This window comes from Cupriavidus sp. GW821-FHT07C08, assembly GCF_059419025.1.
This window is the reverse complement of the sequence record NZ_JBWKQZ010000040.1, coordinates 66005-88448: the sequence shown is the minus strand read 5'-3', so window position 1 is coordinate 88448 and position 22444 is coordinate 66005. Positions and strand designations below refer to the sequence as shown.

Annotated in this window: 23 protein-coding genes and 1 pseudogene; 16 read left to right on the top strand and 8 right to left on the bottom strand. The window is 59.1% G+C overall.

Features of this window, described 5'->3' with window-relative positions:
- From AC07UK_RS34875 to AC07UK_RS34825, 11 genes are all read left to right on the top strand, one after another.
- On the top strand, positions 1–461 hold a 461-nt coding region (locus AC07UK_RS34875), incomplete at its 5' end, for a methionine adenosyltransferase (RefSeq protein ID WP_494687472.1).
- Between the two features lie 366 nt (positions 462–827).
- Positions 828–3191: a heavy metal translocating P-type ATPase gene (locus AC07UK_RS34870; protein ID WP_494687473.1), complete on the top strand. Its 2364-nt coding sequence runs from the start codon at positions 828–830 to the stop codon at positions 3189–3191.
- Entirely contained in the window at positions 3188–3409 is a 222-nt protein-coding gene (locus tag AC07UK_RS34865; protein WP_494687474.1) for a hypothetical protein, read from the top strand. The genes AC07UK_RS34870 and AC07UK_RS34865 overlap by 4 nt, the downstream gene beginning before the upstream one ends.
- Before the next feature lie 15 nt (positions 3410–3424).
- Positions 3425–3727, top strand: coding sequence for a hypothetical protein (locus AC07UK_RS34860; RefSeq protein WP_494687475.1), 303 nt, complete (start codon positions 3425–3427; stop codon positions 3725–3727).
- A 39-nt stretch (positions 3728–3766) separates the two neighbouring features.
- The gene (locus AC07UK_RS34855) at positions 3767–4033 is read left to right on the top strand and encodes a DUF2933 domain-containing protein (protein ID WP_494687476.1); all 267 of its coding nucleotides are present in this window, start codon (positions 3767–3769) and stop codon (positions 4031–4033) included.
- Positions 4033–4698 (top strand): methyltransferase family protein, encoded by a 666-nt coding sequence (locus AC07UK_RS34850; protein ID WP_494687532.1) that lies wholly within the window; start codon positions 4033–4035, stop codon positions 4696–4698. The genes AC07UK_RS34855 and AC07UK_RS34850 overlap by 1 nt, the downstream gene beginning before the upstream one ends.
- 36 nt (positions 4699–4734) lie before the next feature.
- The gene (locus AC07UK_RS34845; protein ID WP_494687477.1) at positions 4735–5001 is read left to right on the top strand and encodes a DUF5676 family membrane protein; all 267 of its coding nucleotides are present in this window, start codon (positions 4735–4737) and stop codon (positions 4999–5001) included.
- Between the two features lie 147 nt (positions 5002–5148).
- Positions 5149–7089, top strand: a complete 1941-nt coding sequence (ftsH, locus tag AC07UK_RS34840) for an ATP-dependent zinc metalloprotease FtsH (RefSeq protein ID WP_494687478.1) — start codon at positions 5149–5151, stop codon at positions 7087–7089.
- Complete coding sequence (gene ppk2, locus AC07UK_RS34835) at positions 7070–7873, top strand: polyphosphate kinase 2 (RefSeq protein ID WP_494687479.1); 804 nt, start codon at positions 7070–7072, stop codon at positions 7871–7873. Before ftsH ends, ppk2 begins: the two co-directional genes overlap by 20 nt.
- A 44-nt stretch (positions 7874–7917) precedes the next feature.
- Complete coding sequence (locus AC07UK_RS34830; RefSeq protein WP_494687480.1) at positions 7918–10329, top strand: heavy metal translocating P-type ATPase; 2412 nt, start codon at positions 7918–7920, stop codon at positions 10327–10329.
- A 47-nt stretch (positions 10330–10376) separates the two neighbouring features.
- Positions 10377–12206, top strand: a complete 1830-nt coding sequence (locus tag AC07UK_RS34825) for a DUF3141 domain-containing protein (protein WP_494687481.1) — start codon at positions 10377–10379, stop codon at positions 12204–12206.
- A 149-nt stretch (positions 12207–12355) separates the two neighbouring features.
- Here AC07UK_RS34825 and AC07UK_RS34820 read toward each other — a convergent pair whose 3' ends face one another.
- The 7 genes from AC07UK_RS34820 to AC07UK_RS34790 all read right to left on the bottom strand — a co-directional run bounded on the left by AC07UK_RS34820 (position 12356) and on the right by AC07UK_RS34790 (position 18917).
- Positions 12356–12853: a cupredoxin domain-containing protein gene (locus AC07UK_RS34820; RefSeq protein WP_494687482.1), complete on the bottom strand. Its 498-nt coding sequence runs from the start codon at positions 12851–12853 to the stop codon at positions 12356–12358.
- A 44-nt stretch (positions 12854–12897) separates the two neighbouring features.
- Positions 12898–13842, bottom strand: a complete 945-nt coding sequence (locus AC07UK_RS34815) for a copper resistance D family protein (RefSeq protein WP_494687483.1) — start codon at positions 13840–13842, stop codon at positions 12898–12900.
- The gene (locus AC07UK_RS34810) at positions 13842–14213 is read right to left on the bottom strand and encodes a copper resistance CopC family protein (protein ID WP_494687484.1); all 372 of its coding nucleotides are present in this window, start codon (positions 14211–14213) and stop codon (positions 13842–13844) included. Before AC07UK_RS34810 ends, AC07UK_RS34815 begins: the two co-directional genes overlap by 1 nt.
- Before the next feature lie 71 nt (positions 14214–14284).
- Positions 14285–14635, bottom strand: coding sequence for a copper-binding protein (locus AC07UK_RS34805; RefSeq protein ID WP_494687485.1), 351 nt, complete (start codon positions 14633–14635; stop codon positions 14285–14287).
- 60 nt (positions 14636–14695) lie between these two features.
- The gene (locus tag AC07UK_RS34800; RefSeq protein ID WP_494687486.1) at positions 14696–15994 is read right to left on the bottom strand and encodes a multicopper oxidase domain-containing protein; all 1299 of its coding nucleotides are present in this window, start codon (positions 15992–15994) and stop codon (positions 14696–14698) included.
- A gap of 2 nt (positions 15995–15996) precedes the next feature.
- Positions 15997–17385, bottom strand: coding sequence for a TolC family protein (locus AC07UK_RS34795; protein WP_494687487.1), 1389 nt, complete (start codon positions 17383–17385; stop codon positions 15997–15999).
- Positions 17386–18584: 1199 nt separating this feature from the next.
- A complete protein-coding gene (locus AC07UK_RS34790; protein WP_494687488.1) occupies positions 18585–18917 on the bottom strand; it encodes a hypothetical protein in 333 nt (110 codons plus the stop codon).
- 548 nt (positions 18918–19465) lie between these two features.
- Here AC07UK_RS34790 and AC07UK_RS34785 point away from each other — a divergent pair.
- The 5 genes and pseudogenes from AC07UK_RS34785 to AC07UK_RS34765 all read left to right on the top strand — a co-directional run bounded on the left by AC07UK_RS34785 (position 19466) and on the right by AC07UK_RS34765 (position 21476).
- Positions 19466–19690 (top strand): hypothetical protein, encoded by a 225-nt coding sequence (locus tag AC07UK_RS34785; protein ID WP_494687489.1) that lies wholly within the window; start codon positions 19466–19468, stop codon positions 19688–19690.
- A 641-nt stretch (positions 19691–20331) separates the two neighbouring features.
- The gene (locus AC07UK_RS34780; RefSeq protein ID WP_494687490.1) at positions 20332–20535 is read left to right on the top strand and encodes a hypothetical protein; all 204 of its coding nucleotides are present in this window, start codon (positions 20332–20334) and stop codon (positions 20533–20535) included.
- Between the two features lie 91 nt (positions 20536–20626).
- A complete protein-coding gene (locus tag AC07UK_RS34775) occupies positions 20627–20815 on the top strand; it encodes a hypothetical protein (RefSeq protein ID WP_494687491.1) in 189 nt (62 codons plus the stop codon).
- 59 nt (positions 20816–20874) lie between these two features.
- Positions 20875–21124, top strand: a pseudogene (locus AC07UK_RS34770) (efflux RND transporter permease subunit); the annotation flags it as partial.
- Between the two features lie 16 nt (positions 21125–21140).
- Positions 21141–21476, top strand: coding sequence for a copper-binding protein (locus tag AC07UK_RS34765; RefSeq protein WP_494687492.1), 336 nt, complete (start codon positions 21141–21143; stop codon positions 21474–21476).
- A gap of 475 nt (positions 21477–21951) precedes the next feature.
- Here AC07UK_RS34765 and AC07UK_RS34760 read toward each other — a convergent pair whose 3' ends face one another.
- Positions 21952–22398, bottom strand: a complete 447-nt coding sequence (locus AC07UK_RS34760; protein WP_494687493.1) for a DUF2269 family protein — start codon at positions 22396–22398, stop codon at positions 21952–21954.
- Positions 22399–22444 lie beyond the last annotated feature (46 nt).

The window sequence follows — 22444 nt, the reverse complement described above, 5'->3', positions numbered from 1 at the left end:
TTGGATGGGCTCCTCAAATCAACGCTTTAGTTAGTCGTCGCGCTGACGTCCGCTCGAGGTATTTCAGCGGCCTGCTAAGCGCTGAGCATGGTGATGACGGTCAGGTCGGCCGGGGGAACCGGGTCAACGGCCTGATTACCCCCTATCGGCCAATGTCGCTGGAGGCGGCAGCGGGCAAGAACCCCGCGTCACATGTCGGCAAGCTCTACAACGTGCTCGCCCACCGGTTAGCCACTCATATACAAGCGAGCGTGGATGGCGCGGATGAAGTCATCGTCCGGCTTCTCTCCGGGATTGGACGCCCCGTCGACCAACCTCAACTGGTGGCCATTGATGTCGTGGCCGAGCGCGGCCTCTCGCCCGCCCAGGAGCAGCAAATTCGTGAACTTGCCAGGCAACAGCTGGCGGAGCTTCCTACGTTGGTCAATGAACTCGTCCGTGGCACGGTAGCGGTCTTCTAGGCCCGCAATACGGGGAGCACAGCAATCTCGGCGCCGGCATCGACTGGCCGAGCGGCTTCAGCAGCTTTCCGGCAGGGTGCGTCGTGTGGCGTTCTGCATGCATTGCCAAACCGACACCCACAGCGCCAGTGACTGACCTTGGAGTTCTTGACATACATCAAGGGGAAAATCGGCTGGTCGCGCACCATAAGAAGAGAAATTGCCCGCTTCATGTCCTCCTAATCGCCCCAAGGAGAGGATGGAATGCCGACCAGGTCCACTACCCCTTTTGGGGGGAATTACGGAGTTACCGACGCCCAGACGGGCCCAACGACGACCGAGGGCTCAACTGTCTTCCAACAACTCGTGCGTGACCCCGTCTGTGGCATGGAGATTTCCCCACGGGAGGCCGCTGCCAGCACGGAAGTTGACCAGAAGCGGTATTGGTTCTGCTCCCCGCACTGTGAACAGGCTTTCCTCGCCAACCCGGCGAAATATATCCCTCACCCCGTTGATAACCGCAGCTCGTCTGAGCCCTCGAGCAGTGCTACCCAGCCGGTCGGCGCTCCCGCCCCTGCGGCGGCGACGCCTGCGCTTGCTTCCAGCGCCGCCAAGCAACTCGCCAAGGACCCCATCTGCGGAATGATGGTGGACAAGGCTACGGCCCTGTCCGCCGAGCGTGGCAACCGCAAGTACTACTTCTGCAGCGAGAGCTGCCTTCGGACCTTCGAGTCGCCAGAGAGCGAGTTGAAGGCCATGAAGACGCGCGTGACCATTGCCCTCACGGGTGTGCTCGCGTTGGCGGTGCTAAGAGCCGGTGCTTTCCTGGCATTGGCGGCTGGCGCAACACTCCTGACCTGGGCACCGATTCCGGCGTTACCCTGGTTCACTTGGGGTATGTGGCTATTCCTCCTGGTCACGCCGGTCCAGTTCATTGGCGGCTGGAGCTTCTACAAAGGCGCGTGGAACGCGATACGCACGCGCAATATCAACATGGACTTCCTCATCGCCCTGGGGACGTCCGTCGCCTACTTCTACAGCGTGGTAGTGCTGTTCTTCCCCTCCTGGCTGCCCGTCAAGGTCGAAGAGCGGGACGTGTACTTTGAGGTCTCGGCGGTCATTATCGCCTTCGTGCTGCTGGGCAAGTACATGGAGGAAATCATCAAGAAGAAGTCCTCCGCTGCCGTTCGACGTCTGCTCGACCTGCGCCCCGCCGTCGCTCACGTGCTTCGCGACGGGAAGGAGGTGGAAATCCCGGCTGAAAGCATCATGGTGGGCGAAGCAGTCGTTGTACGACCCGGCGAGAAGATTCCCACTGACGGCAAGGTTATCGAAGGCCAATCCAGTGTCGACGAATCGATGCTGACCGGCGAGTCGATGCCCGTGGAAAAGAAGCCTGGTGCCGCTGTCATTGGCGGCACGCTTAACCGCAGTGGAGCCTTTACCTTTCAGGCCACGAAAATCGGCGCCGACACCGCGCTCGCGCAGATTATCAGGATGGTCGAGGACGCTCAGGCCAGTACTGCGCAGATTCAGCGGCTTGCTGACCAGGTCACTGGATACTTCGTGCCGGCCGTTGTCTCGGTAGCAGTGCTGGCGCTGGTTGGATGGACGGTAGCAGGCCACTTCCCCCATGGGCTGCTCGCGTTTGTGGCTGTTCTGATTATCTCTTGCCCCTGCGCGTTAGGCGTTGCCACACCTGCGGCGCTGATGGTCGGCGTCGGCAAGGGCGCGGACAACGGCATCCTGATACGCGGCGGCGAAGTGCTGGAGCGCGCCGAGAAGCTGACGGCCGTCGTCTTTGACAAGACTGGCACGATTACGCGCGGAGAGCCCACTGTCACTGATGTCATCTCATTCTCGAACCACGAGGAATCAACGCTATTGACCTTGGCGGCCGCTGTCGAGAGTGGGTCAGAGCACCCCTTGGGTGAAGCCATCGTCCGCGCCGCGCAACATCGCGGCCTAATCATCCCGAAAGCCAACAGTATCGTGGCCCTGTCAGGCATGGGTATTCAGGGCCAGGTCGACCGTCAGCAGGTCTGGCTAGGCAATCGGCGCCTGTTTGGGCGCCAAGGCATCCCGACCGATGCGGCCGAACCCCTACTGAGGAAGCTCGAAGCCGATGGTAAGACAGCCATGCTGGTGGGCGCTGGTACACAACTGCTCGGCCTAGTGGCTGTGGCTGACACAGTGAAACCGGAAGCGACCGAGGCGGTCGCGGCATTGAAGGCGCGCGCCATCAAGGTTGTGCTACTGAGCGGCGACAACCGCCGCACTGCAGAGGCAATCGGCCGGCAGGTTGGCATCGAGCATGTCATTGCCGAAGTGATGCCGGAAGACAAAGTCGAAACCATTCACGCATTGCAAAAGCAAGGTGAAGTCGTGGCCATGGTGGGGGACGGCGTCAACGATGCACCGGCGCTGGCCGCAGCGGACATCGGCATTGCCATCGGGTCAGGCTCCGATGTTGCCAAGGAAACCGGCAGCATCATCCTCATCCGCGATGACGTGCGTGACGTGGTTGCGTCCATCCAGCTGTCACGCGCGACGATGCGCAAAATTAAGCAGAACCTCTTCTGGGCGTTCATTTACAACACCATCGGCATCCCCGTCGCCGCATTTGGACTCCTGAACCCCATCTTTGCCGCAGCGGCGATGGCGCTGTCTTCGTTGAGTGTGGTGGCCAACTCGGCACTGCTGAAGCGCGTACGACTCGGCTCCTTGGCTACCAGCCCGGAGGCGACATGAAACACGCACTGGCCTGGATTTGCGCCGCCCTTGCGACGCTGCTCGCGGCAGCCATCGTGTACCGGTTTGGGATTTCGCCACTCACGATACTGGTCGCGCTACTCCTGCTTTCCTGTCCAGTCGTGGTCGTCTGGGTAAGTCTTCGACTCTCTCGACAGTGCGAACAGGACATCCGAAGCGCAGTAGAAGGTGAACTCAAAAGCCGCGACAAACCTTAAAGAGGAGGTCCGTCAATGGACTGGCTTACACAGAATTCGGTATGGCTCCTGATTGCTGCGGCATTGGCGTTATTGATGTGGCGTCGATTCATGGCTCGCCCAAACAGCGAGAATCGCGACGTCTCGTACACAAGTCAAGGGAGCGGGAACGATGCACACGACCCCGTCACCGGCAACAAGGTAGATGCCGCCCACGCCATCACAGCGAATTTCGAAGGAAAGACGTTCTTTTTCGAATCCGAGAGTTCGCGCACGGTGTTTCAGCAAAACCCTGAACGATTCGCCCACCAGCACCATCGCCACCACGGCTGCTGTTAGCCGGCACCGTCAATAGTTTCCATTCCATCAGAGGAAAGTATGAACCACGACCACGACAACCATGAAGGACCGGAGCATGCCCAACGAACGGTTTCAAGGTCCAAGGTCGTTACGATTGGCTTTCTACTGGTAATTGGATACTTCCTGTGGACAGAACACCGGGCGCACTTCATTCAGTTCCTGCCGTTCCTCCTGCTGGCCGCCTGTCCGCTAATGCACCTCTTCATGCACGGGGGCCATGGTCACGGTCAAGGCCATGGAAAAGACGAAACGCCGAAAGATATGAACACGAAGGGAGAGCGATGATGCAACCCGAAACACCATCCAGCTACGGCCTCTGGTCGCTGGTGATTATCAACTCCGCCATCTTCATCATCTTCGCGTTCAGCTTCACAAAGCCAAAGACCCAGCGTGACTGGCGCTCCTTCGGAGCCTTCTCGGCGTTCATTGTGGCGCTCTTTACAGAGATGTACGGCGTTCCCCTGACTATCTATCTCCTGCTACCGTGGCTTTCGGCAAAGTTCCCGGGTATCGACTTCCTATCCCACGATGCCGGCCATCTTCCGGAGATGATTTTCGGTTGGCGCGGCAACCCACACTTGGGACCATTTCACCTCGCGAGCGACATCCTGATTTTTGGCGGCTTCATCATGCTTTCTGCCGCCTGGCGGGTTCTGTACCTGGCACAGCAGCAGCACCGCCTCGCGACCACCGGGCTCTACGCCCGTATGAGACACCCCCAGTATGTCGCCTTCATCCTGATTATGTTCGGCTTCCTGCTGCAATGGCCGACGATAGTCACTCTGGTGATGTTCCCCATCCTGGTCTGGATGTATGTTCGGCTGGCCAAGGCGGAGGAGCAGGACGCACTGGCCGAGTTCGGGCAGGAATATGAGGAGTATCGTCAAAAGACACCAGCGTTCATTCCGCACATCTCAGGCGGAGATGTTCCTCGGACGCGTCCTCATTGAACTCAATCGCAATCTTCCCTGCATGCGGAGGCTGACATGAGGCCCTTCAAAACCGGTGTGACGCTATCTGCCACGGTCGTGCTCTTCTACGCTCTATGCACGCTCGTATGGATGGCACTTCCTGAGTCTTTCATGAACTTCATGAACGCGCTCTTTCACGGACTCGATTTCCGACGCCTTCAGACTGGCCAACCGTTTTCCTGGTGGTCCGTCATCTACCCGGCCTTTGTGTTTGCAGTCTGGTTCTTCGCTGCCGGTGCATTCTTTGCGTGGTTACACAACAGCCTCCGTGGAGAGACCTGACACCCCAACAACTTGTATGACGACATGACATGTAGCCGAGTCAATCGTCCCAACCAAACGAGCTCGTGTTGTCCGGACCGGCGGCAGCTGCGAATAGCGGTGGCCGTCGATTCTGCTTGCTGTTACCCCACAAACTAAAGGGTCTCCATGGAACCGCGTCAGCAGCAGTTTTCCCTATGGTATGTGCTCCTGGCAGTCTCGGCGATGCTCATCCTTCAGAGCGTCCTGTTCTCGTCCCATGTCGAGACGGTGCCGTACAGCGACTTCAAGGTCCTGCTCAAGGCCGGCAAGCTCAAGGACATCACACTTGGAGAAGGAGCCATCACTGGGACGCTCAGCACTGTTGGCATTGAGACCCTGCTCCCCAAGCAACAGGTCGAAGAGATGTTACGCCAGGGCAAGGGGGACCATCCGTTCTCCACGCTCCGGGTCAATGACCCTAATCTGGTGCAGGACCTTGAAGCAGCCAAGGTGCGCTTCGTTGGCCAGCCCGACAACAAGTGGATTGGCGCGCTGCTGTCCTGGGTGGTTCCTGCATTGCTCTTCTTTGCCGTCTGGAGCTTCCTCATCAAGCGAGTAGGCGGCGCCGCCGGCGGGATGATGGAAATAGGCAAGAGCAAGGCAAAGGTCTACATGCAGAAAGAAACCGGCGTGACGTTTGCCGACGTCGCCGGCATCGACGAGGCAAAGGAAGAGCTAGCCGAAATCGTCAACTTCCTGAAGGACCCTCAGCGCTATCGGCGCCTGGGTGGAAAGATTCCAAAGGGCGTACTGCTCCTGGGGGCTCCCGGCACCGGCAAGACGTTGCTAGCAAAGGCAGTAGCCGGGGAAGCTGGCGTGCCGTTCTTCACCATGAGCGGCTCGGAGTTCGTTGAAATGTTTGTTGGCGTGGGGGCGGCGCGGGTGCGCGACCTGTTCAACCAGGCCGAGACCAAGGCGCCCTGCATCATATTCATCGACGAACTCGACGCGCTGGGTAAAACCCGCGCGCTCAACGCCGTATCCGGCAACGATGAACGCGAACAGACCCTGAACCAGTTGTTAGTTGAGATGGACGGGTTCGACACCAACAAAGGCGTCATCATTATGGCGGCCACCAACCGGCCCGAAATCCTGGACCCGGCACTACTGCGCCCCGGCCGCTTCGACCGTCATATCGCTCTGGACCGTCCTGACCTGAAAGGGCGCGAGCAGATTCTCAAGGTACACGTCAAAAATGTCGTTCTTGCCCCGACCGTCGACCTGACCAAGCTGGCCGCGCGCACCCCCGGATTCGCGGGCGCCGACCTCGCCAACCTTGTCAACGAGGCAGCACTGCTGGCGGCTCGCAAGGGCAAAGATGCGGTAGAGATGCCAGACTTTGACGAGGCGCTCGACCGCATCGTAGGCGGCCTGGAGAAGAAGAGCCGCGTGATGAATCCGCAGGAGAAGGAAACCATCGCCTACCACGAGGCGGGGCATGCCATCGTGGCTGAGTCACGGCCACATGCTGACAGAGTTTCCAAGGTCTCCATCATTCCCAGAGGCGTCGCAGCATTGGGGTACACGCAGCAGACCCCGACAGAGGACCGCTATCTCCTGAAGCAAAGCGAGCTGTTCGACCGGCTCGATGTATTGCTTGGAGGTCGCATTGCCGAACAGATTGTCTACGGAGACGTTTCGACCGGCGCGCAAAATGACCTGCAACGCGCAACGGATATGGCTCGCCAGATGATTACGCAGTTCGGCATGAGCGAGCAGCTTGGACTCGCTACTTACGAGGACATGCCGAACCCGCTCTTTACCGGACCAGGACTGATGCCTCGGCAACGCAAAGAATACAGCGAGAGTACTGCGCAAATCATTGATGCAGAAGTCCGGACGATTCTGGGCGACGCCAGCCAGCGGGTGAAGCAAACACTGCTGGCAAACCGGCACAAGCTAGACGCGCTGGCAAAGCTACTGCTCGAACAGGAGGTCGTAGACCGACCTTCGCTGGAGCTGTTGCTCTCCGAGAAAGTTACGCCGCTTACACCCAGCAAGTCCTACCCAGCCACGCCCGATGCGCCCGATTCACGGAAGGTGAACCATGAAAATGAAGGCAAGTAGCAAGGGTTCCCCATCCGAGGTAAGCGCCATCTCCCATGAGACCTATGAGGAGAATCTCCACCAGCTTCAAATCGAGCTGGTCAAACTACAGAAGCACTTCATTTCCTGCAGCGACCGGATTCTGGTGATTTTTGAGGGAAGGGATGCGGCTGGGAAGGATGGGACCATCAAGCGCATTGCTGAACACCTCAGTCCGCGTGAAACGCGCGTTGTCGCGCTTGGGAAGCCATCCGACCGTGACCGAGGCTCCTGGTACTTCCGCCGCTATACGGCCGAGCTGCCTGCGGCCGGCGAGTTCACCCTTTTCAATCGCAGTTGGTACAACCGGGCCGGTGTGGAGCATGTGATGGGCTTCTGCACCAAGGACGAGCATGAGGAGTTCATGGCAAGTGTCCCAGAGTTCGAACGGATGCTCGTGCGTTCCGGAATTCGTCTTATCAAGTACTACCTTGACATCAGCAAGGCCGAACAGAAGAAGCGCATCGAAGAGCGCCGCCGGGACCCGCTTAAGCAGTGGAAAGTCAGCCCCATTGACGAACAAGCGGTATCGCTTTGGAAGAAATACAGCAAGGCACGGAACGAGATGTTTGCTCGGACCAGCGACATCGTGCCATGGAACATCGTGCGCGCCGACGACAAGCGCGTTGCGCGCCTCAGTGTTATCAAGGATTTACTGACCCGTCTTCACTATGCGCACAAGGACGCTGAGCTAATTCGCCCTAATCCGGAAGTTGTGTTTCCTTATGCAGAGGAACATCTGCTGAGCGGGGCGATTGCGAAATGAGACGGTAGCCCAGCGCGAGCCTGTCAACTGCGAGGATGGATGAGATGAAGACCAGCATCATTGAAGTTGGAGGCCTGCTTTCCGTTCTCAGCGCCCGTGGGGCGGAGAAGCAGCTCACCAGGCTACCCGGCGTTGTCAGGGCGGAGGTTAACTGCGTCACTGGCAGCACCACAGTGGAGTATGACGAAGCCGTAACCACCCTGATGGAGATAAAGGCGAGATTGGAGGAGTGTGGTCATCATTGCCATGGCGAGCTGGTCCCACGGCATATTTGCACACCCGAAGACCCGCCTGGCGAACTCGCAGCAAGCACTGCACCCCGGCTGGCTGCACTTGGCAGACGGCAGGGCCATGTACATCCGGCCGCCCACGATACCAAAGGAAGAGCCCAAGCTCACGGCACACACGACCAGATGGCCCACGAGATGGGCCACGGAGCCGGTATGGACATGAATGAGATGGTTCGCGATATGCGTAACCGTTTCTGGATTTGCCTGGTATTCACGATTCCCATCTTTCTCTACGCGCCGATGGGAGTGCAAATCTCCATGCCGGCCCCGCCATTCGGCCTGACAATGAACCAGTGGCTGTTTCTGCTGGCAAGCGCTGCCATTCTTTACCCAAGCTGGCCCTTCTTCGTTTCCGCCTGGCGAGCGCTCCGGGATGGCACGCTCAACATGGCGACGCTGGTTGTTCTTTCCGTCGGCACAGGCTATCTGTTCAGCGTCGGGGCGACTTTCTTCTTTGCTGGCGAGCAGTTCTACGAAGCATCGGCCGTACTCCTGGTGTTCATACTGTTAGGGCATTGGCTCGAGATGCGCGCACGGGCTGGCGCATCAGACGCTATCCGCACGCTGATGGACCTGGCTCCGCCGAAAGCCATCGTGCTACGCGATGGTCGCGAAGTCGAGATACCCACAGCAGAAGTCCAAATGGGCGACGTCATCATCATTCGCCCGGGCAATAAGATTCCGGCGGACGGTGCGGTCATCGATGGCGTCTCCCAAGTGGACGAATCGATGCTGACCGGTGAGTCCCTGCCTGTGCGAAAGGGGCCAGGCGATAACGTCATCGGCGCGACGATTAACAAGAGTGGCAGCTTCCGCTATCGCGCCACAAGAGTTGGGAGTGACACCGCACTGGCGCAAATCGTCAAGCTAGTGCAAGAAGCGCAGAACTCCAAAGCGCCTGCGCAACTGCTGGCGGACCGCGCCTCGCAGTGGCTTGTACTCGCAGCCCTGGGCATTGGCATACTGACATTTGTCACCTGGTATTGGTGGTTAGGCCAGCCTTTACTGTTCGCCCTTACGCTTACGATTACAGTCTTCGTCATTGCCTGCCCCGACGCACTCGGACTGGCAACTCCAATGGCAGTGATGGTCGGAACGGGGCTTGGGGCAATGAACGGCATTCTGTTCAAGAATGCTTCAGCCTTGGAGGACGCCACTAAGTTGGATGTGGTCGTCTTCGATAAGACAGGCACGCTCACCATGGGTGAACCTGAGGTGGTGGAAGTTCTCACCCCACAGGATGTGGACGTGAATGCGATGCTCGCACTCGCGGCCTCTGTCGAGCAGAGCTCTGAGCACCCATTGGCTCAAGCAATTCTCAAGCGAAGTGGTACTCTCGCCAGGCCGGACGCTACCGGCTTCACCAATATCGATGGCATGGGCGCCGAAGCGGAGGTCAACGGGCGGCTGGCCCTGCTTGGCAACCGCAAGCTGATGGCCACACAAGAGGTGGACATGAGCGGCCTTACCGAGAAGGCGGACCTGATGCAAGGCGCAGGCCGAACGGTCATTCATGTCGCACACGGTGGCAGATTGATTGGCTTGATTGCCATCGCCGATGCACCACGACCAACCTCGGCAGCGGCAGTAAAAAAACTGCGCGAGCGGGGTGTACAGGTAGCCATGCTGACAGGGGACAACAAGGCCACCGCAGAACGCATCGCAGCTGGCCTCGGCATCGAACTGGTGCTTGCCGATGTTCTCCCCGGGCAAAAAGCAGAAAAGGTCAAGGAGTTACAGGCGCAAGGCAAGAAGGTTGGTATGGTCGGCGACGGCATCAACGACGCTCCTGCGCTAACTCAGGCGGACGTAGGCTTTGCTATCGGCGCAGGCACCGACGTCGCAATGGAGAGCGCTGATATCGTCTTGATGAAGAGCGACCCGTTCGACGTGGTGGGCGCCATCGAGTTGTCGCGCGCCACCTTGCGAAAGATGCACCAGAATCTCTGGTGGGCTGTGGCCTACAACCTGGTCGCCTTTCCGCTGGCAGCGGGTCTGCTCTATCCCTTCACCTTAAGCCCCGAGATTGCAGCACTCTCCATGTCGGGTAGCTCCGCCTTGGTGGCAATCAATGCGCTGTTGCTCAAGCGCACCAAGCTGGCCGGCATCCGCGCCACATTGCCGCCGGTGTCGTCCACGGATGTGGCTGCACCGATTGCCGGATGAGCCGCATTCCAATGCCGGAAGCTCAAAGAAGAGTGACGAGGAGCCTCATGGCCGAAGACACGATACTGCGTAATCGACGCCCAGTGCGTCCCTCCTCGCCTAGCGGGGCACGGGAAGGGGAAATAGTCGCTGCCCCACAGATTGACGATACCTCGCAACATTCCGGTCCAGCCGTGGATGCGTTGCGGCAGTGGTGGGACTATTACACCGATTTGGCTCAGCGCTGGATACTATTCGTGGATATCCTGCGGCAGCGAGCAAACAATATGCTTGCTCACGAAGAGGCCGGACTTCCCCCATTGCTGCACTTCGACTACGAGATGTTGCTCGATGCCAGAACGTTCGAGCGCCCGGCTAACTACGCGCTGCTCCGTATCACGCGCTGTGGCACGGACCATTTGGAGGAACTCGTACGACTTGACGCAACGCCAGTCATTATCATCGACCCACGTGCTGGTCACGGCCCTGGTATCGGAGGCTTCAAGCGTGACTCCGAAGTCGGCATGGCACTCGCCGAAGGACACCCCGTCTACTTCGTAATCTTCTTCCCGATTCCGTGCCCTGGACAGACCCTCGGAGATGTCCTCCATGCTTTGCGCACATTTGTCCAAGAGGTCGCACGACGGCATGAGGGTCGGGAGCCTGTCCTCTACGGGAACTGTCAGGCCGGCTGGGAGGTAATGCTGCTATCGGCTCTTTGCTGTGAGCAGGTGTCCGGTTTTGCGGTGCTCAATGGCTCACCACTTTCGTACTGGGCTGGGGAGCCCGGTGTGAATCCGATGCGTCTACTGGGAGCATTCTCGGGTGGCGTGTGGACTGGGAACCTTCTTGCCGACTTGGGTAATGGTCGTTTCGACGGCGCATGGCTTGTACAGAACTTCCAGTTACTGAAACCGGAGTCAGCTCTATGGGACAAGCTGTACACGGTCTTCGCCAACCCGGACAGCGAGGGTGGGCGATTCCTGGAGTTCGAACGGTGGTGGAACGGCTTCTATTTCTTGAGTCGGGAGGAACTCGTAGCAACTGTCCAGGACCTGTTTGTCGGCAACAAGCTCGAATCAGGTGAAGTCCATGTCGACTGCGACTGCACGGTCGACTTGCGCCGCATCCGCAAGCCAATTGTCATCTTTGCCTCATACGGCGATAACATCACGCCGCCACATCAGGCGCTGGGCTGGATTCCCGTCGTCTATACGAGCACCGAAGACCTCGTCGCCGCCGGACAACGGATTGTTTATCTAACCAATCCGCATGTGGGACATCTGGGCATCTTCGTATCCGCAAGCGTGGCCCGCCACGAACATCGCGCCATCCTGCAAAGCCTGGAAGCCATCGAGGCGCTGCCCCCAGGCCTATATGAGATGAAGCTGACCAGTAGAGCTGGTGAGCTGACAGACGACAGGCAGAAGGTTCAGGTCACGTTCGAGCCACGCCGCGTCGAGGACATTCATTTTTTGTACCCGCACGCGGTGTTCGAGCGCGTACGTGCCATCTCCGAAGTCAATGAAAAACTATACGAGCAACTATTTAGTCCGCTCGTTCGTGCTATGGCAACGCCGTGGGGAGCTGAATGGCTGAAATGGGCCCATCCGATGCGTTGGAGGTGTTATGCATGGTCCGAGCGATTCCAGCCTTGGATGTCGCTCGTATCCTTCATGGCCGACGAGGTGAAGACCACCCGGCACGAAGCCGGGTCAGACAACATGTGGCGTTCTTTCGAGCAAGCACTGAGCACCGCTCTCACCGGTGTATTGCTGACAGGCCGCTCGACACGTGATTCAGTCGCCGAGGCAACATTTCTTTGGCTATATGGACAACCATGGTCATACCTGCCGGCTCAACGGGACAACCCCACAACGTGCAACTGCGCACGCTGAGAGCCAGACCAGAGGCCAATGATTGCATGGGGTTCGATATTGCCCGGCGTTGCCGACGAGCAGGCTGGTCGAACTACGTCTTGCCTACGAAGGACCCTGAAAAAGGGGTACCTTGAGGGCGGCGTTTCCATTTGCGGTAGGCCGCAGCTTCACTTTACAATGACCGTGCCGCGCATACCCGCATCATAATGACCTGGCAATAGACAGGCGAATGACACCGAACCGAGCTTTGTAAATTGCCAAATGATGTCGCCGGACTGGCCCCCCTCAACTGTGAGGGCGCTTGGGGTCGCATATTCCCTTTCCGGCGTTTGCATCCTGGTGTGATAGAGCTCTTCCAGCTGGCCCTCGGTCCCGAGCACCATCTCGTGCTTTACCTTTCCAGAGTTCTTCAAGTTGAAGCGGATTGTCTCGCCTCTCTTAACCGTTATCGTGGAGGGGGTGAAGCGCATGTCGTCGGTCATGTCCACATTGACGGTCCGGCTTACTTTTTTCGGGTCGCCCGGCTTTCCGAAGGCTGTCACTCCACCACCACCGTGCCCGTGGCTGTGCCACCATGCCGGTTGCTCGCCGGCTGCCAACACCACGCTTGACAGCGCTGTGGCAGCGATAAAGGCAGCCAGTTGGAGCTTCATTAATAGCTTCATTGAACTCCTCCTTCAATGTCTGATTGTAAAGACCTAGGCATATCTCATGTCGTACCAGGCAGCGGGCTTGCTGCAAGCACTGCAGCAGTAACCAACACCCCCGCGAGCACCCAGGACTCCACATGCAAGACAGCGGCAAAGCGCTTGATGTATCGAGTGCGCGATACTGATGACCAGTTTTGCAGCGACTCCAATAAGCGAGGCATTTCAAAGAATCGGTTGTGCCCCCCGAGGGCCACGGCAACTATCACGAGGCCAAGCTTCACCAGTAGCAACTGACCGTACGGGGAGTCGAGCAGATTGCCCGGCGCGCCCACACCGCGCCACCCGTTATAGGCGCCGGTGACAACAAGCGCAACGAGCGCGTACGTGGCCGTATTTGAGAGCGATTGAATAAACGATGCACCGTTCTGGTGGTCGCTGTGCGGAGCATCCGTCAATTCTGGCGTCACCACAAAAGCCGCGACCCACACGACGCCAACCCAAGCGCTAATGGCCAGAAGGTGAACCCAGTCGGCCCAGACGGGCAGGCTGAACGCTCCGGCATCTACGGGATGGCCTGAATGGCTTCGGCTCAGTGCAAAGCCTGCCAACGCCAACCACAATATCAGTTGAAAGCTGGAGCCTCTCCCGGCCCACGGGAAGAATGAAACGACTGTGACGTAAAGCATCAGGGCGGCGCCGATGGCCCAGGCACGACCAAATTCGGTTTCCGCTAGCATCGAGCGCACCGCCGGTCCGGCGTCAATCAGCGAGGACTCGCTCATCAGCGCGCAATGTATCCAGAAAGCGAGCGAGCCCGACAGGAGCGCTGCAATAGCCGCTGCCCTGAATACCTGCACCAGCCTTCGGCGGATGCCGGCCTGCCATGGAGACGGGAAGCGGGCCAGCCAGTAGTCGCTCAGCAAGGTGCCGACGAGCACTGCAAAACTGAGATTCTGCAGCGCAGTGAGAGCAAGGCGCAGGATGCCAAGGAAACCCTCGTTCATCACTTCACAGCGAACTTGTAGTCGCCCTTTACCTTATGTCCGTCGTGCGTCATGACTGTCCAGCGCACGACATAGGAGCCGACCGACAGATTCGGGACAGCAACGGTCAGCACGCGCGGATTCGACGAGTCGACCTTGGCCTTCTCCTTGCTCATGGCTGTGCCATTGGTATCCACCACGCTCACATTGCTGAATGCTGGCTCCAGGGCCTCATTGAACGTCAGTCGGAGTGAGCTCACCGGTGCATCCACCGTGCTCCCCGCCGCCGGGATTGCGCTTTCGAGCTTGCCGTGCGCGAGCGCGATGACGGGCGTAAGGCCAACGGCAACGGCGGTCGCGATGCCAATCAGCGTCTTCGGGGTCGATTTCATATGTATTTGCCTACCATGGTTTTAGGGAAAGCCGCGGCGTCCGGCATACAACCGGACCCTTTCGAAGCCGCTTACTGCACCTGTAGTTTGGTAACGGTCAATGCACCATTCAAATCCTCGGCAACAAAGTCAATCTTGTCGCCAACCTTCACTTGCGAAATCATGCCGGGGTCCTTGACCCTGAACACCATCGTCATCGCGTCCATCCCGAGATTTTCCAGCGGACCATGCTTGATGGTGAGCTTCCCGGCAGAAACGTCGACCTTCTTGACCTCTCCGTGCGACATGCTGGCGACAGTCGAGCCGGCCTTGTGTGAGCTGCCCGCGTTCATGTCCATATTGCCCATAGCGCCGGCGGCAAATGCGGAAGCGGAGCTTGCCAGTGCCAAGGCTGCTGCAATCGATACATACTTCATCTTCATCGTTCTTTCTCCGTTCAGTGCACGATAGAATCGAACCGGATGTGCTCCGGCCCAATGACATCAATTTCCGGGCAATTCGCCAGTGTATTCATGGGCGACCGTCCCCTTCGGATGCTTGTACCAGCCCGGGTCCTTGTAGTCGTTCCGACCCAAGCCTTCGCGAATCTTCACAACAGTGAACATTCCGCCCATCTCAATGGGGCCGAATGGGCCCTGTCCAGTCATCATCGGCAACGTGTTGTCCGGCAACGGCATCTCCATTGCGCCCATGTCTGCCATGCCGGCCGCACCCATCGCCATGTACTCGGGGACAAGCTTGTTCATCTTCTTGGCTAGGTCCTTCTGCTTAACACCAATCATTGTGGGCACCTGGTGACCCATCGCATTCATGGTGTGATGCGACTTATGGCAATGGAAGGCCCAGTCCCCCGGGTTATTGGCGACGAATTCAAACGCCCGCATCTGGCCCACGGCTACGTCTACCGTCACCTCCGGCCAACGCGCGCTCGTTGGCACCCACCCGCCGTCGGTGCAGGTCACCTCAATATCGTGCCCATGTATGTGAATCGGGTGGTTGGTCATCGTGAGATTTCCCATACGGATGCGGACACGGTCACCAAGCCGAACTGGCAGCGGGTCGATACCCGGGAACACGCGGCTGTTCCACGTCCACATATTGAAGTCCGTCATTTCGGACACGCGGGGCGTGTAGGAGCCCGGGTCAATGTCATACGCTGACATCAGAAACACGAAGTCACGGTCGACCCGCATATAGGACTGGTCTTTCGGATGCACGACGATGAAGCCCATCATGCCCATGGCCATCTGCACCATCTCGTCGGAGTGGGGGTGGTACATGAAGGTACCGGACTTGCCCATCACGAATTCGTAGACGAAGGTCTTGCCTGGTTTGATATGGGGCTGAGACAGGCCGCCCACACCGTCCATGCCGGAGGGCAGGATGACGCCGTGCCAGTGAACACTGGTGTGCTCCGGGAGCTTGTTGGTCACGAAGATGCGAATCTTGTCCCCTTCCACACACTCGATGGTCGGGCCGGGGCTTTGGCCGTTGTATCCCCAGAGATGGGCCTTCATGCCCGGCGCGAATTCGCGCTCGACCGGTTCTGCTATGAGGTGGAACTCTTTCCAGCCATTGCGCATGCGCCAAGGCAGAGTCCAGCCGTTGAGGGTTACCACTGGGTTGTAGGGCCGCCCCGACGTGGGAGCGAGCGGAGGCTGAGTGGAAGCACCTGATTGCAGCGGGGCTTCCGGCAAGGAGGCCGCGCCGGCTTTGGAGACGACTGCGGCGCCCAGCATGGCGGCACCGGAGCCTTGCAGGAATTGTCGACGGGAAACCATGATTACTTTCCTAGTTTGCTCGGAGCGGTCATCTGACCGTTCTGTGGTGCTGTTGCAGACGCAGCACCTTGCACTGGGAGCTTTCCGCCAAGCGAGGTCTGCAGTTCAGTCTCAGCGACCCAGTAGTCACGCAGGCTTTCGATATATGTATTGACCGCATTGACCTGCTCACGGGTATCCGTAAGGAGCTCGAATACGCTCACCAACATGCCGTTGTAGCGCAGCATCATTTCGTCCGAGATGCGCTTGCGCAGCGGCACGACTTCGTCCCGGTAGTGCTTGGCGATGTCGTAGCTAGTCTGATAGGAGGCATATGACTCGCGAACTTCGGAGCGCGCGTTGATAGCAGTCTGCGCGAGTTGGTTCACCGCAAGCATGTAAACCGCTTCAGCGCGGGCCACACGGGCACTACCCCAGTCAAACAGGGGAATCTGGACGCTGATTTCGTAGCCCGTTTCACGTGGCGTGTCTGTCGCGCTATTGCGCAGATAGCCCACGTCCAGCACATTGATGAAGCGCGTGGCCTTCGTCAGACCGAGCGATGAGGAAACGCTCTGTGTCTGTAACTTTCCAGCCTCGATATCGAGCCGGTTCTGCATCGCGTACGCTTCCAGCTCGCCGAGTTCCGGTCGCTCCTTCGGCAGGTCCGGCAAGCGGTCCGGTAGTGCGAAATTTGCCCCGGTCCCCCAGAGCCCAGTCACGCGAATGAGCCTCTCCCGGTCGGAGATGGCTTGACGCCTGGCTCTCGCGAGTGCGCCGGCGGCGTCAGCGTAAAATGCCTGCTCGCGCGCATGGTCCAGCTTGCTGAAATTGCCAGCCGCCGCCAGGCGCTGCGCGAATTCCGAGCCGGCTTCCGTCGCCTCCTTCACCTGCTCGGCGTAGGCCGCAAACTGCTGGGCGGCGACCGCGTTCACGTACGCCTTGCGCGCTTCTGCCGCAACCTTCAGCGTTTCATTGGCAACCAGGAGCTTAGTTTGCTCGTAGCGCTTGCCTTCAATCTGCGAGATGAAGGGCAGAGTCAGGACGTTGAGGAACGCCAGCGTGAAGGTCCGCTCAATAGACAGGTCATCGCCGGCGCGCTTGCGGCTGAACGTGAAGCCCGGGTTGGGCAAGCGGCTGGCCTGTACATAGTCGGCTTCCGAGATGCCAAGTTCGGCATAGGTAGCTTGCAGACCGCGATTGTTGAGCAGCGCCAATTGCACGGCGCTATCCATCGTTAGTGGCTGCCCCAGCAACTCCTGCGTGCGCTTGTAGACGCTATCCTGGTCCGCATCTGACTTAACCCAAGCAGCATCTTTCCCCAATCGGTCCCTGGCAACTGACGATACTGCATCGAAGCCGCCATCCTTCGAGAGGGAAGCGCAGCCCCCCAGAAAGACTGTCAGCGACATAGCGATTGCTACAGCCCGAACCGTCGATGATTCTCTTGTTTGCATTCGGCGCGTCCCCGCTTACATCTTGTGCGTAGAGTGGTCCGTCGCCGGCGCCCGGTCGGTCTTGCCATCCTTTGACGGCTGCGCGGCAGACCCCCTCGGCATGGCGTGGCTTGGCACGGGCGCTGCGGGTGACGACGCTCCGGCCGGCGCCATGGTGTTTATGTCGTGTTTCATGCCGCCGTGGTCCGTGTCACCCTTTCCGGCGGCGCCATTGGCGGAAACTGCGGCATTGGTGTCCTTCCAAGGCACCACCTTTGGGTCCTTGTACGGCATGTATTCGTCGAAGGTGCGCGGCACCGCCAGGGAGGTCGGGGGAGCATTTGGGTCAAGCGGGTCCGGCCGGGACGTTGCCCCCTGCGCAACCGCCAACGACGCTACGACCGCCAAGCTGGCGCCTGCCAGCATGCGTGTCAGAGACATGTCAAACCTACAATGGTAGAGCTCAAAGTGTCGCGTTAGCCACTAACATGGCAACGCCCGGTGTGTGCGCCCGGAAAATGGACGCACCTAGGGCATCAAACGACCGAGGCAGGCGGACGCTGGAGTGCGTCCGAGATATGACTGACGAATGCTTCCGTCAGGCCAGAAGGAGCCTGAGCTGGCGCATTGTCGAGGTGAACAAAAAGCGGGGTAGCGTAGGGGACGACCGAGCAAAGCGAACAAGCGGCGCAGCCTGGGCACGCATGGCCTGCATGCTTTCCAGATTTGCCATGCTGCGTCGCGTCCACGTGCTCTGTGTGCGCAAAGCAATGGTCGTCATCGTCAGCGGCGGATAGCCCATTGATGTCCGCCTGACCGCCAGAAGACGCCAACTGCGCGCCTGTAGCGTAAGTCAGCATCACGCCCTTCACCATCATTGTGGCCGCAGTCACCCCTTGCAGCGGAAGCGCAGTAATCAGGAGCAAGAGAAGGAAACGTGTGACGAGTCGAAGCATCGGGGCGATGGCAGCCTTGTGGCTGCAGACTCGTAGTTTAGCGGATGCGCGCTGCCGCTCCAATAGGAGTCATATGCGCAACGCAATCCGCCCTGCTGTTTGGAAAAAGCGTTGACCCTGCCATAGTGGGAGGGTCTATGGGGGCAGGCCTCGACCAGCAAAACGGTCGACCGCCCGGGCAGGTCAGTTAGCCGACAATGCCGAGAGCAGACTGAGCTACTACTGCCTCATCGTGCCGCCGCCGCCCATCCCCTGTCCGTCCATCATGCCGCCGCTCATCCCCTGTCGGTCCATCATCGTCTGCATCATCACCATATGCTGGCCCATCATGTCATGACACATACGCATGTGCTCTGCCATGTCTGCCTGCCCCATAGGCATTTTCCCGTGCATGTCACCACGACCCTGCATCGGCATCATGCTGTGCATCATTGCCATACTCTCCTGCATCACCTTGGCCTGCTCCGCCATCAGTGCCTGCCGCTCTTCCGGCGTCTTGGCCCTCGACAGCCGTTCATGCAGCGCACGCAAATGTGCAATCTGCGCGTCCATGTCTGCATTCCTCTGTGTTGCATTCTTCGGTGCTGGACTCTTCGGGGCGGCATTCTTCTGTGGTGCAGCAGTGGCAGCCTGCGCATGGCTATGGTCATGCTCAGCTGCAGCTGGCTGCGGACCAGCCGAGAACGCTAGCGGCGACCAGATGAGCGCCGAAACTGCGATAAGAATGGGGGCTGATAGCTTTTTGGACATGGTGCCGTTCTCACAAAGGTAAGACGCGATTGACGCGTGCTTTTTAATCTACTCGCATATGTCAAAAGAGGCTTGATTGATATCAAACTCGTTTCGTTTGGAGCGACAACACGGAGGCTGACGTCCCCCTCCTCGCCTTCGGCGCCGGCGGAGAAAACACTATCGAGTTCAGCCAGCCCAAGGTCGAAATGTCGCTCATCGGCGGTTGATGGGCGAATCTCTGCCAGTGCCTGCTCGGCTTGGCATTTTTCTCCTTGACCTTCCCACTGTGGCAACGTCCACAATGCCTTCATTAGGCCAGTTGCGCTGCGCAAGGGGATACTGGCCATCGGTGGCGGCGGAGACGGAAGATGGACGTCTTGAAGCACTCTCTGAGCGACGACGTGCTAGCGGTATTCAAGAGGGCTTGCCGGGAGAACGAGTTCGAACTGGCCAACCACCTGCTGTCCGCGCTTGAAGCCATGGCGAGCAAACAGGCCGACAGACATCAACTAGACGCGGCCTACCTTACGTTCATCGCCTGCTGTGAGCTGGACACCCGGACCACGGAGCCGAAGCAGATGGGTGGGAACTAGGGACACCTCCCTCCTACGACCAAAGTATCAAGCGCTTCTTCGCGACACTGCCTTCCTCGCCAAGAAACATGAGAGCACCGGAGAGATGAAACGGTTCTGGCAAATAATTCTGGTTTTGACGCTCGCCCTGGCACTGCCACTGCGGGTGTCGGCCATGCCACTTTCCGTGTGCTGCCTCGTTGGCATGGATGCGTCCTCCTCGCACGCCGCTTATGCGAATCCGGACAATGCGACACTGGTTGATGCGGGGCATGGCTGCAACGCCAACAGCGATTGTTCAGCCTTGGGGTATCCGACCAAGATGTCTCACGCTTCGTGCACCGCGATGTGTGCAACCGTCGGAGCGGCTCCCATGCCAGCTTCCCTTGAGGGAGGTGCTTGGACAAGCGTCCTCGTTCCTCACCCTCAGTCCAATTTCCCTTCCACAGTGTTGGCGCTCCTGGAGCGTCCACCCAAAGCATTCTCCGTCTGAGACCGACCAGCCAGCCAGCCCTAACGCCCGGCTAGCGACTGCGGCTTGGCCCATGCCACTAGGTTTAGTGGGTCCATGCCGCTGACATGAACATTGCACTCGGCGGTGGCGCTCGCGCGTAAGAAAACGCATTCGATGCCGCACTGCTCGGAGTGAACGGAGAATTACCATGAAGAACCTTATCCTTGCCACCGCCGGCATGACCGCGCTCGTCTCTTCCCTATCCGTCCTCGCAGGGCCGGATTGGGCCGTCATTGAGAAGGCACGTGCAGCCAAGAAGGCTGAAACACACGCGGCGCAAATGCAGCAGCCGATGACTGGCGACCATGCCGCGATGATGAAGGCATGCCAGGAAATGATGCAGCAGAAGTAACCAGTAACGGCAATTCCGTGCGGGCCTCCTGCCTCAAGGACGGCCTGCCGGGACGCTGTCCGCCGCAGCTATTGTCGGGCAGGCTGCGAACGTGCGACAAGCGGCCGGAGTCGACTGGCGCCAATCGCGGCTACCGGGCGTCACCTCGGCCTTGGCCGAACGGCTTACCGGCGGGCGCTACGTCGACGTCAACATCGACCGCGTGGCGGCCAGCCGTTACGGCCTCAACGTTGACGACGTCCAGAGCATCGTGGCATCGGCGATCGGGGGCGAGGGTTAGCGAGGTGGCGGACGGGCTTGCCCGTTTCCCCATCAGCGTACGCTATCCACGGGACTGCCCTGCTGGAGGCCATTCAAGAAGGCGCGGTCCTCCGGGTCCGGCCCAAGGCCATGACCGTGGCCGTCATCCTGGCGGGCCAGCTACCCATCATGCGGACTGGCGGGACCGGCTCCGAAGTCATGCAATACATTGCCGCCCCCCATGGTTGGCGGCATGGTCACGGCGCCATTGCTTTCCTTGTTCGTGATTCCTGCGGTCTTCCTGCTGCTTCGTCGCCCGACGGCGAAGCAGGTTTTTCCCCAACCTTGAAAGAAGGAGTTCTTTGATGAAACGCGTTCTGGTATCCCTCGCTACCGTTTGCGCTGCTGTTGCTCTCCCAGCCTATGCAGCCGATGACATGGCCGGCATGAATATGAAGCCGGCTGGCGCGATGTCTGCACCGAAGCCTGTCGAGGCCGAAGTACGCACGATTAACGCAGCAAATGGCAAGGTCGCCCTCAAGCACGGCCCCATTGAGAACCTTGGCATGTCGGCCATGACGATGTCATTCCCGGTGAAGGATAAAGCGAGCCTCTTCAAGCTGAAGGAAGGCGATAAGGTCAATGCGACCTTCGATAAGGTAAACGGTGCCGCAACCGTTATCCGCATTGAACCAAGGTAAGACCAGGGAGAGCGAGGCCGCCAGATATCAATGACGCGCCCACGGCTAATTCACAAGGCCCATCATCCGGAGTGCGCCGCACGCCGGCTCCCCCTTAAACGACGCTCTGGCGCAAGGCGTTAGCCGACCTAAGAACTTTACGAGTTCTAAATATTGATTTTTATAGGACTCTTGCTGAGGAAGAAGTTTTTGGTAAACGTAGGTATCCAGTTTAGCCATTACCCGCCCGAGTTAGCGCTTTCCGGCCTGTCAGTGCCGAGCCCCGCCGGCGGCGCACGACTGCAATGACGCCCACCGTGGCCAGCACGGTACTGGTCCATCTCACATAGCCAGCTGTTCCGTTCTCTTCCCAGGGGCTCAACCATGCCCAGCTTTAGCTGTCGTGGCTGAGGAAGATGATGGCCATCAACATTCGGCAGTTCTGGCAGATGGTAGTAACCCCTGCGAGGCACGACGCGGTCGCGGCAACAAGGCGTCACGGCTTGAATACCATCACGTAGAGGAAGGCGACTACGACGAGCCCGAATGCGCCGCCTGCGACCCGACTTGCGATGGCGGCTCGCCGATACTGCGTGGATGCGCACCCGTCGGTAGCGTGCAGGCGCCGTTGCCTTCGCAGGGTTGCGAGGGACCATCCAAGACTGGCTGCTCCAACTGCCCACAGGCCCAACGCAACTTGTATCCACTTGGCAGTGAACGGCCATGCCAAGTGAACCATCCACAAGCCCGTGGCCAGCATGAGCACGTAGCCCGGAACGACGACGAGCAGGACCATTCGCTCGACGACGCGTAGGACGAACGACCCGTGCGTCGAGTCGTCGCCATAGAGCTCGAGGACGATGCCAAGACCTGCGCTTGTGCCGAGCGCGACGACTGCGACAAGGACGTGCAGCAGCTTCAGATAGAGGTAGTTGCCATCCATATGACGGGCCTCATGCCATGCTGGGTCGAGCCATCGGCGAACCTAC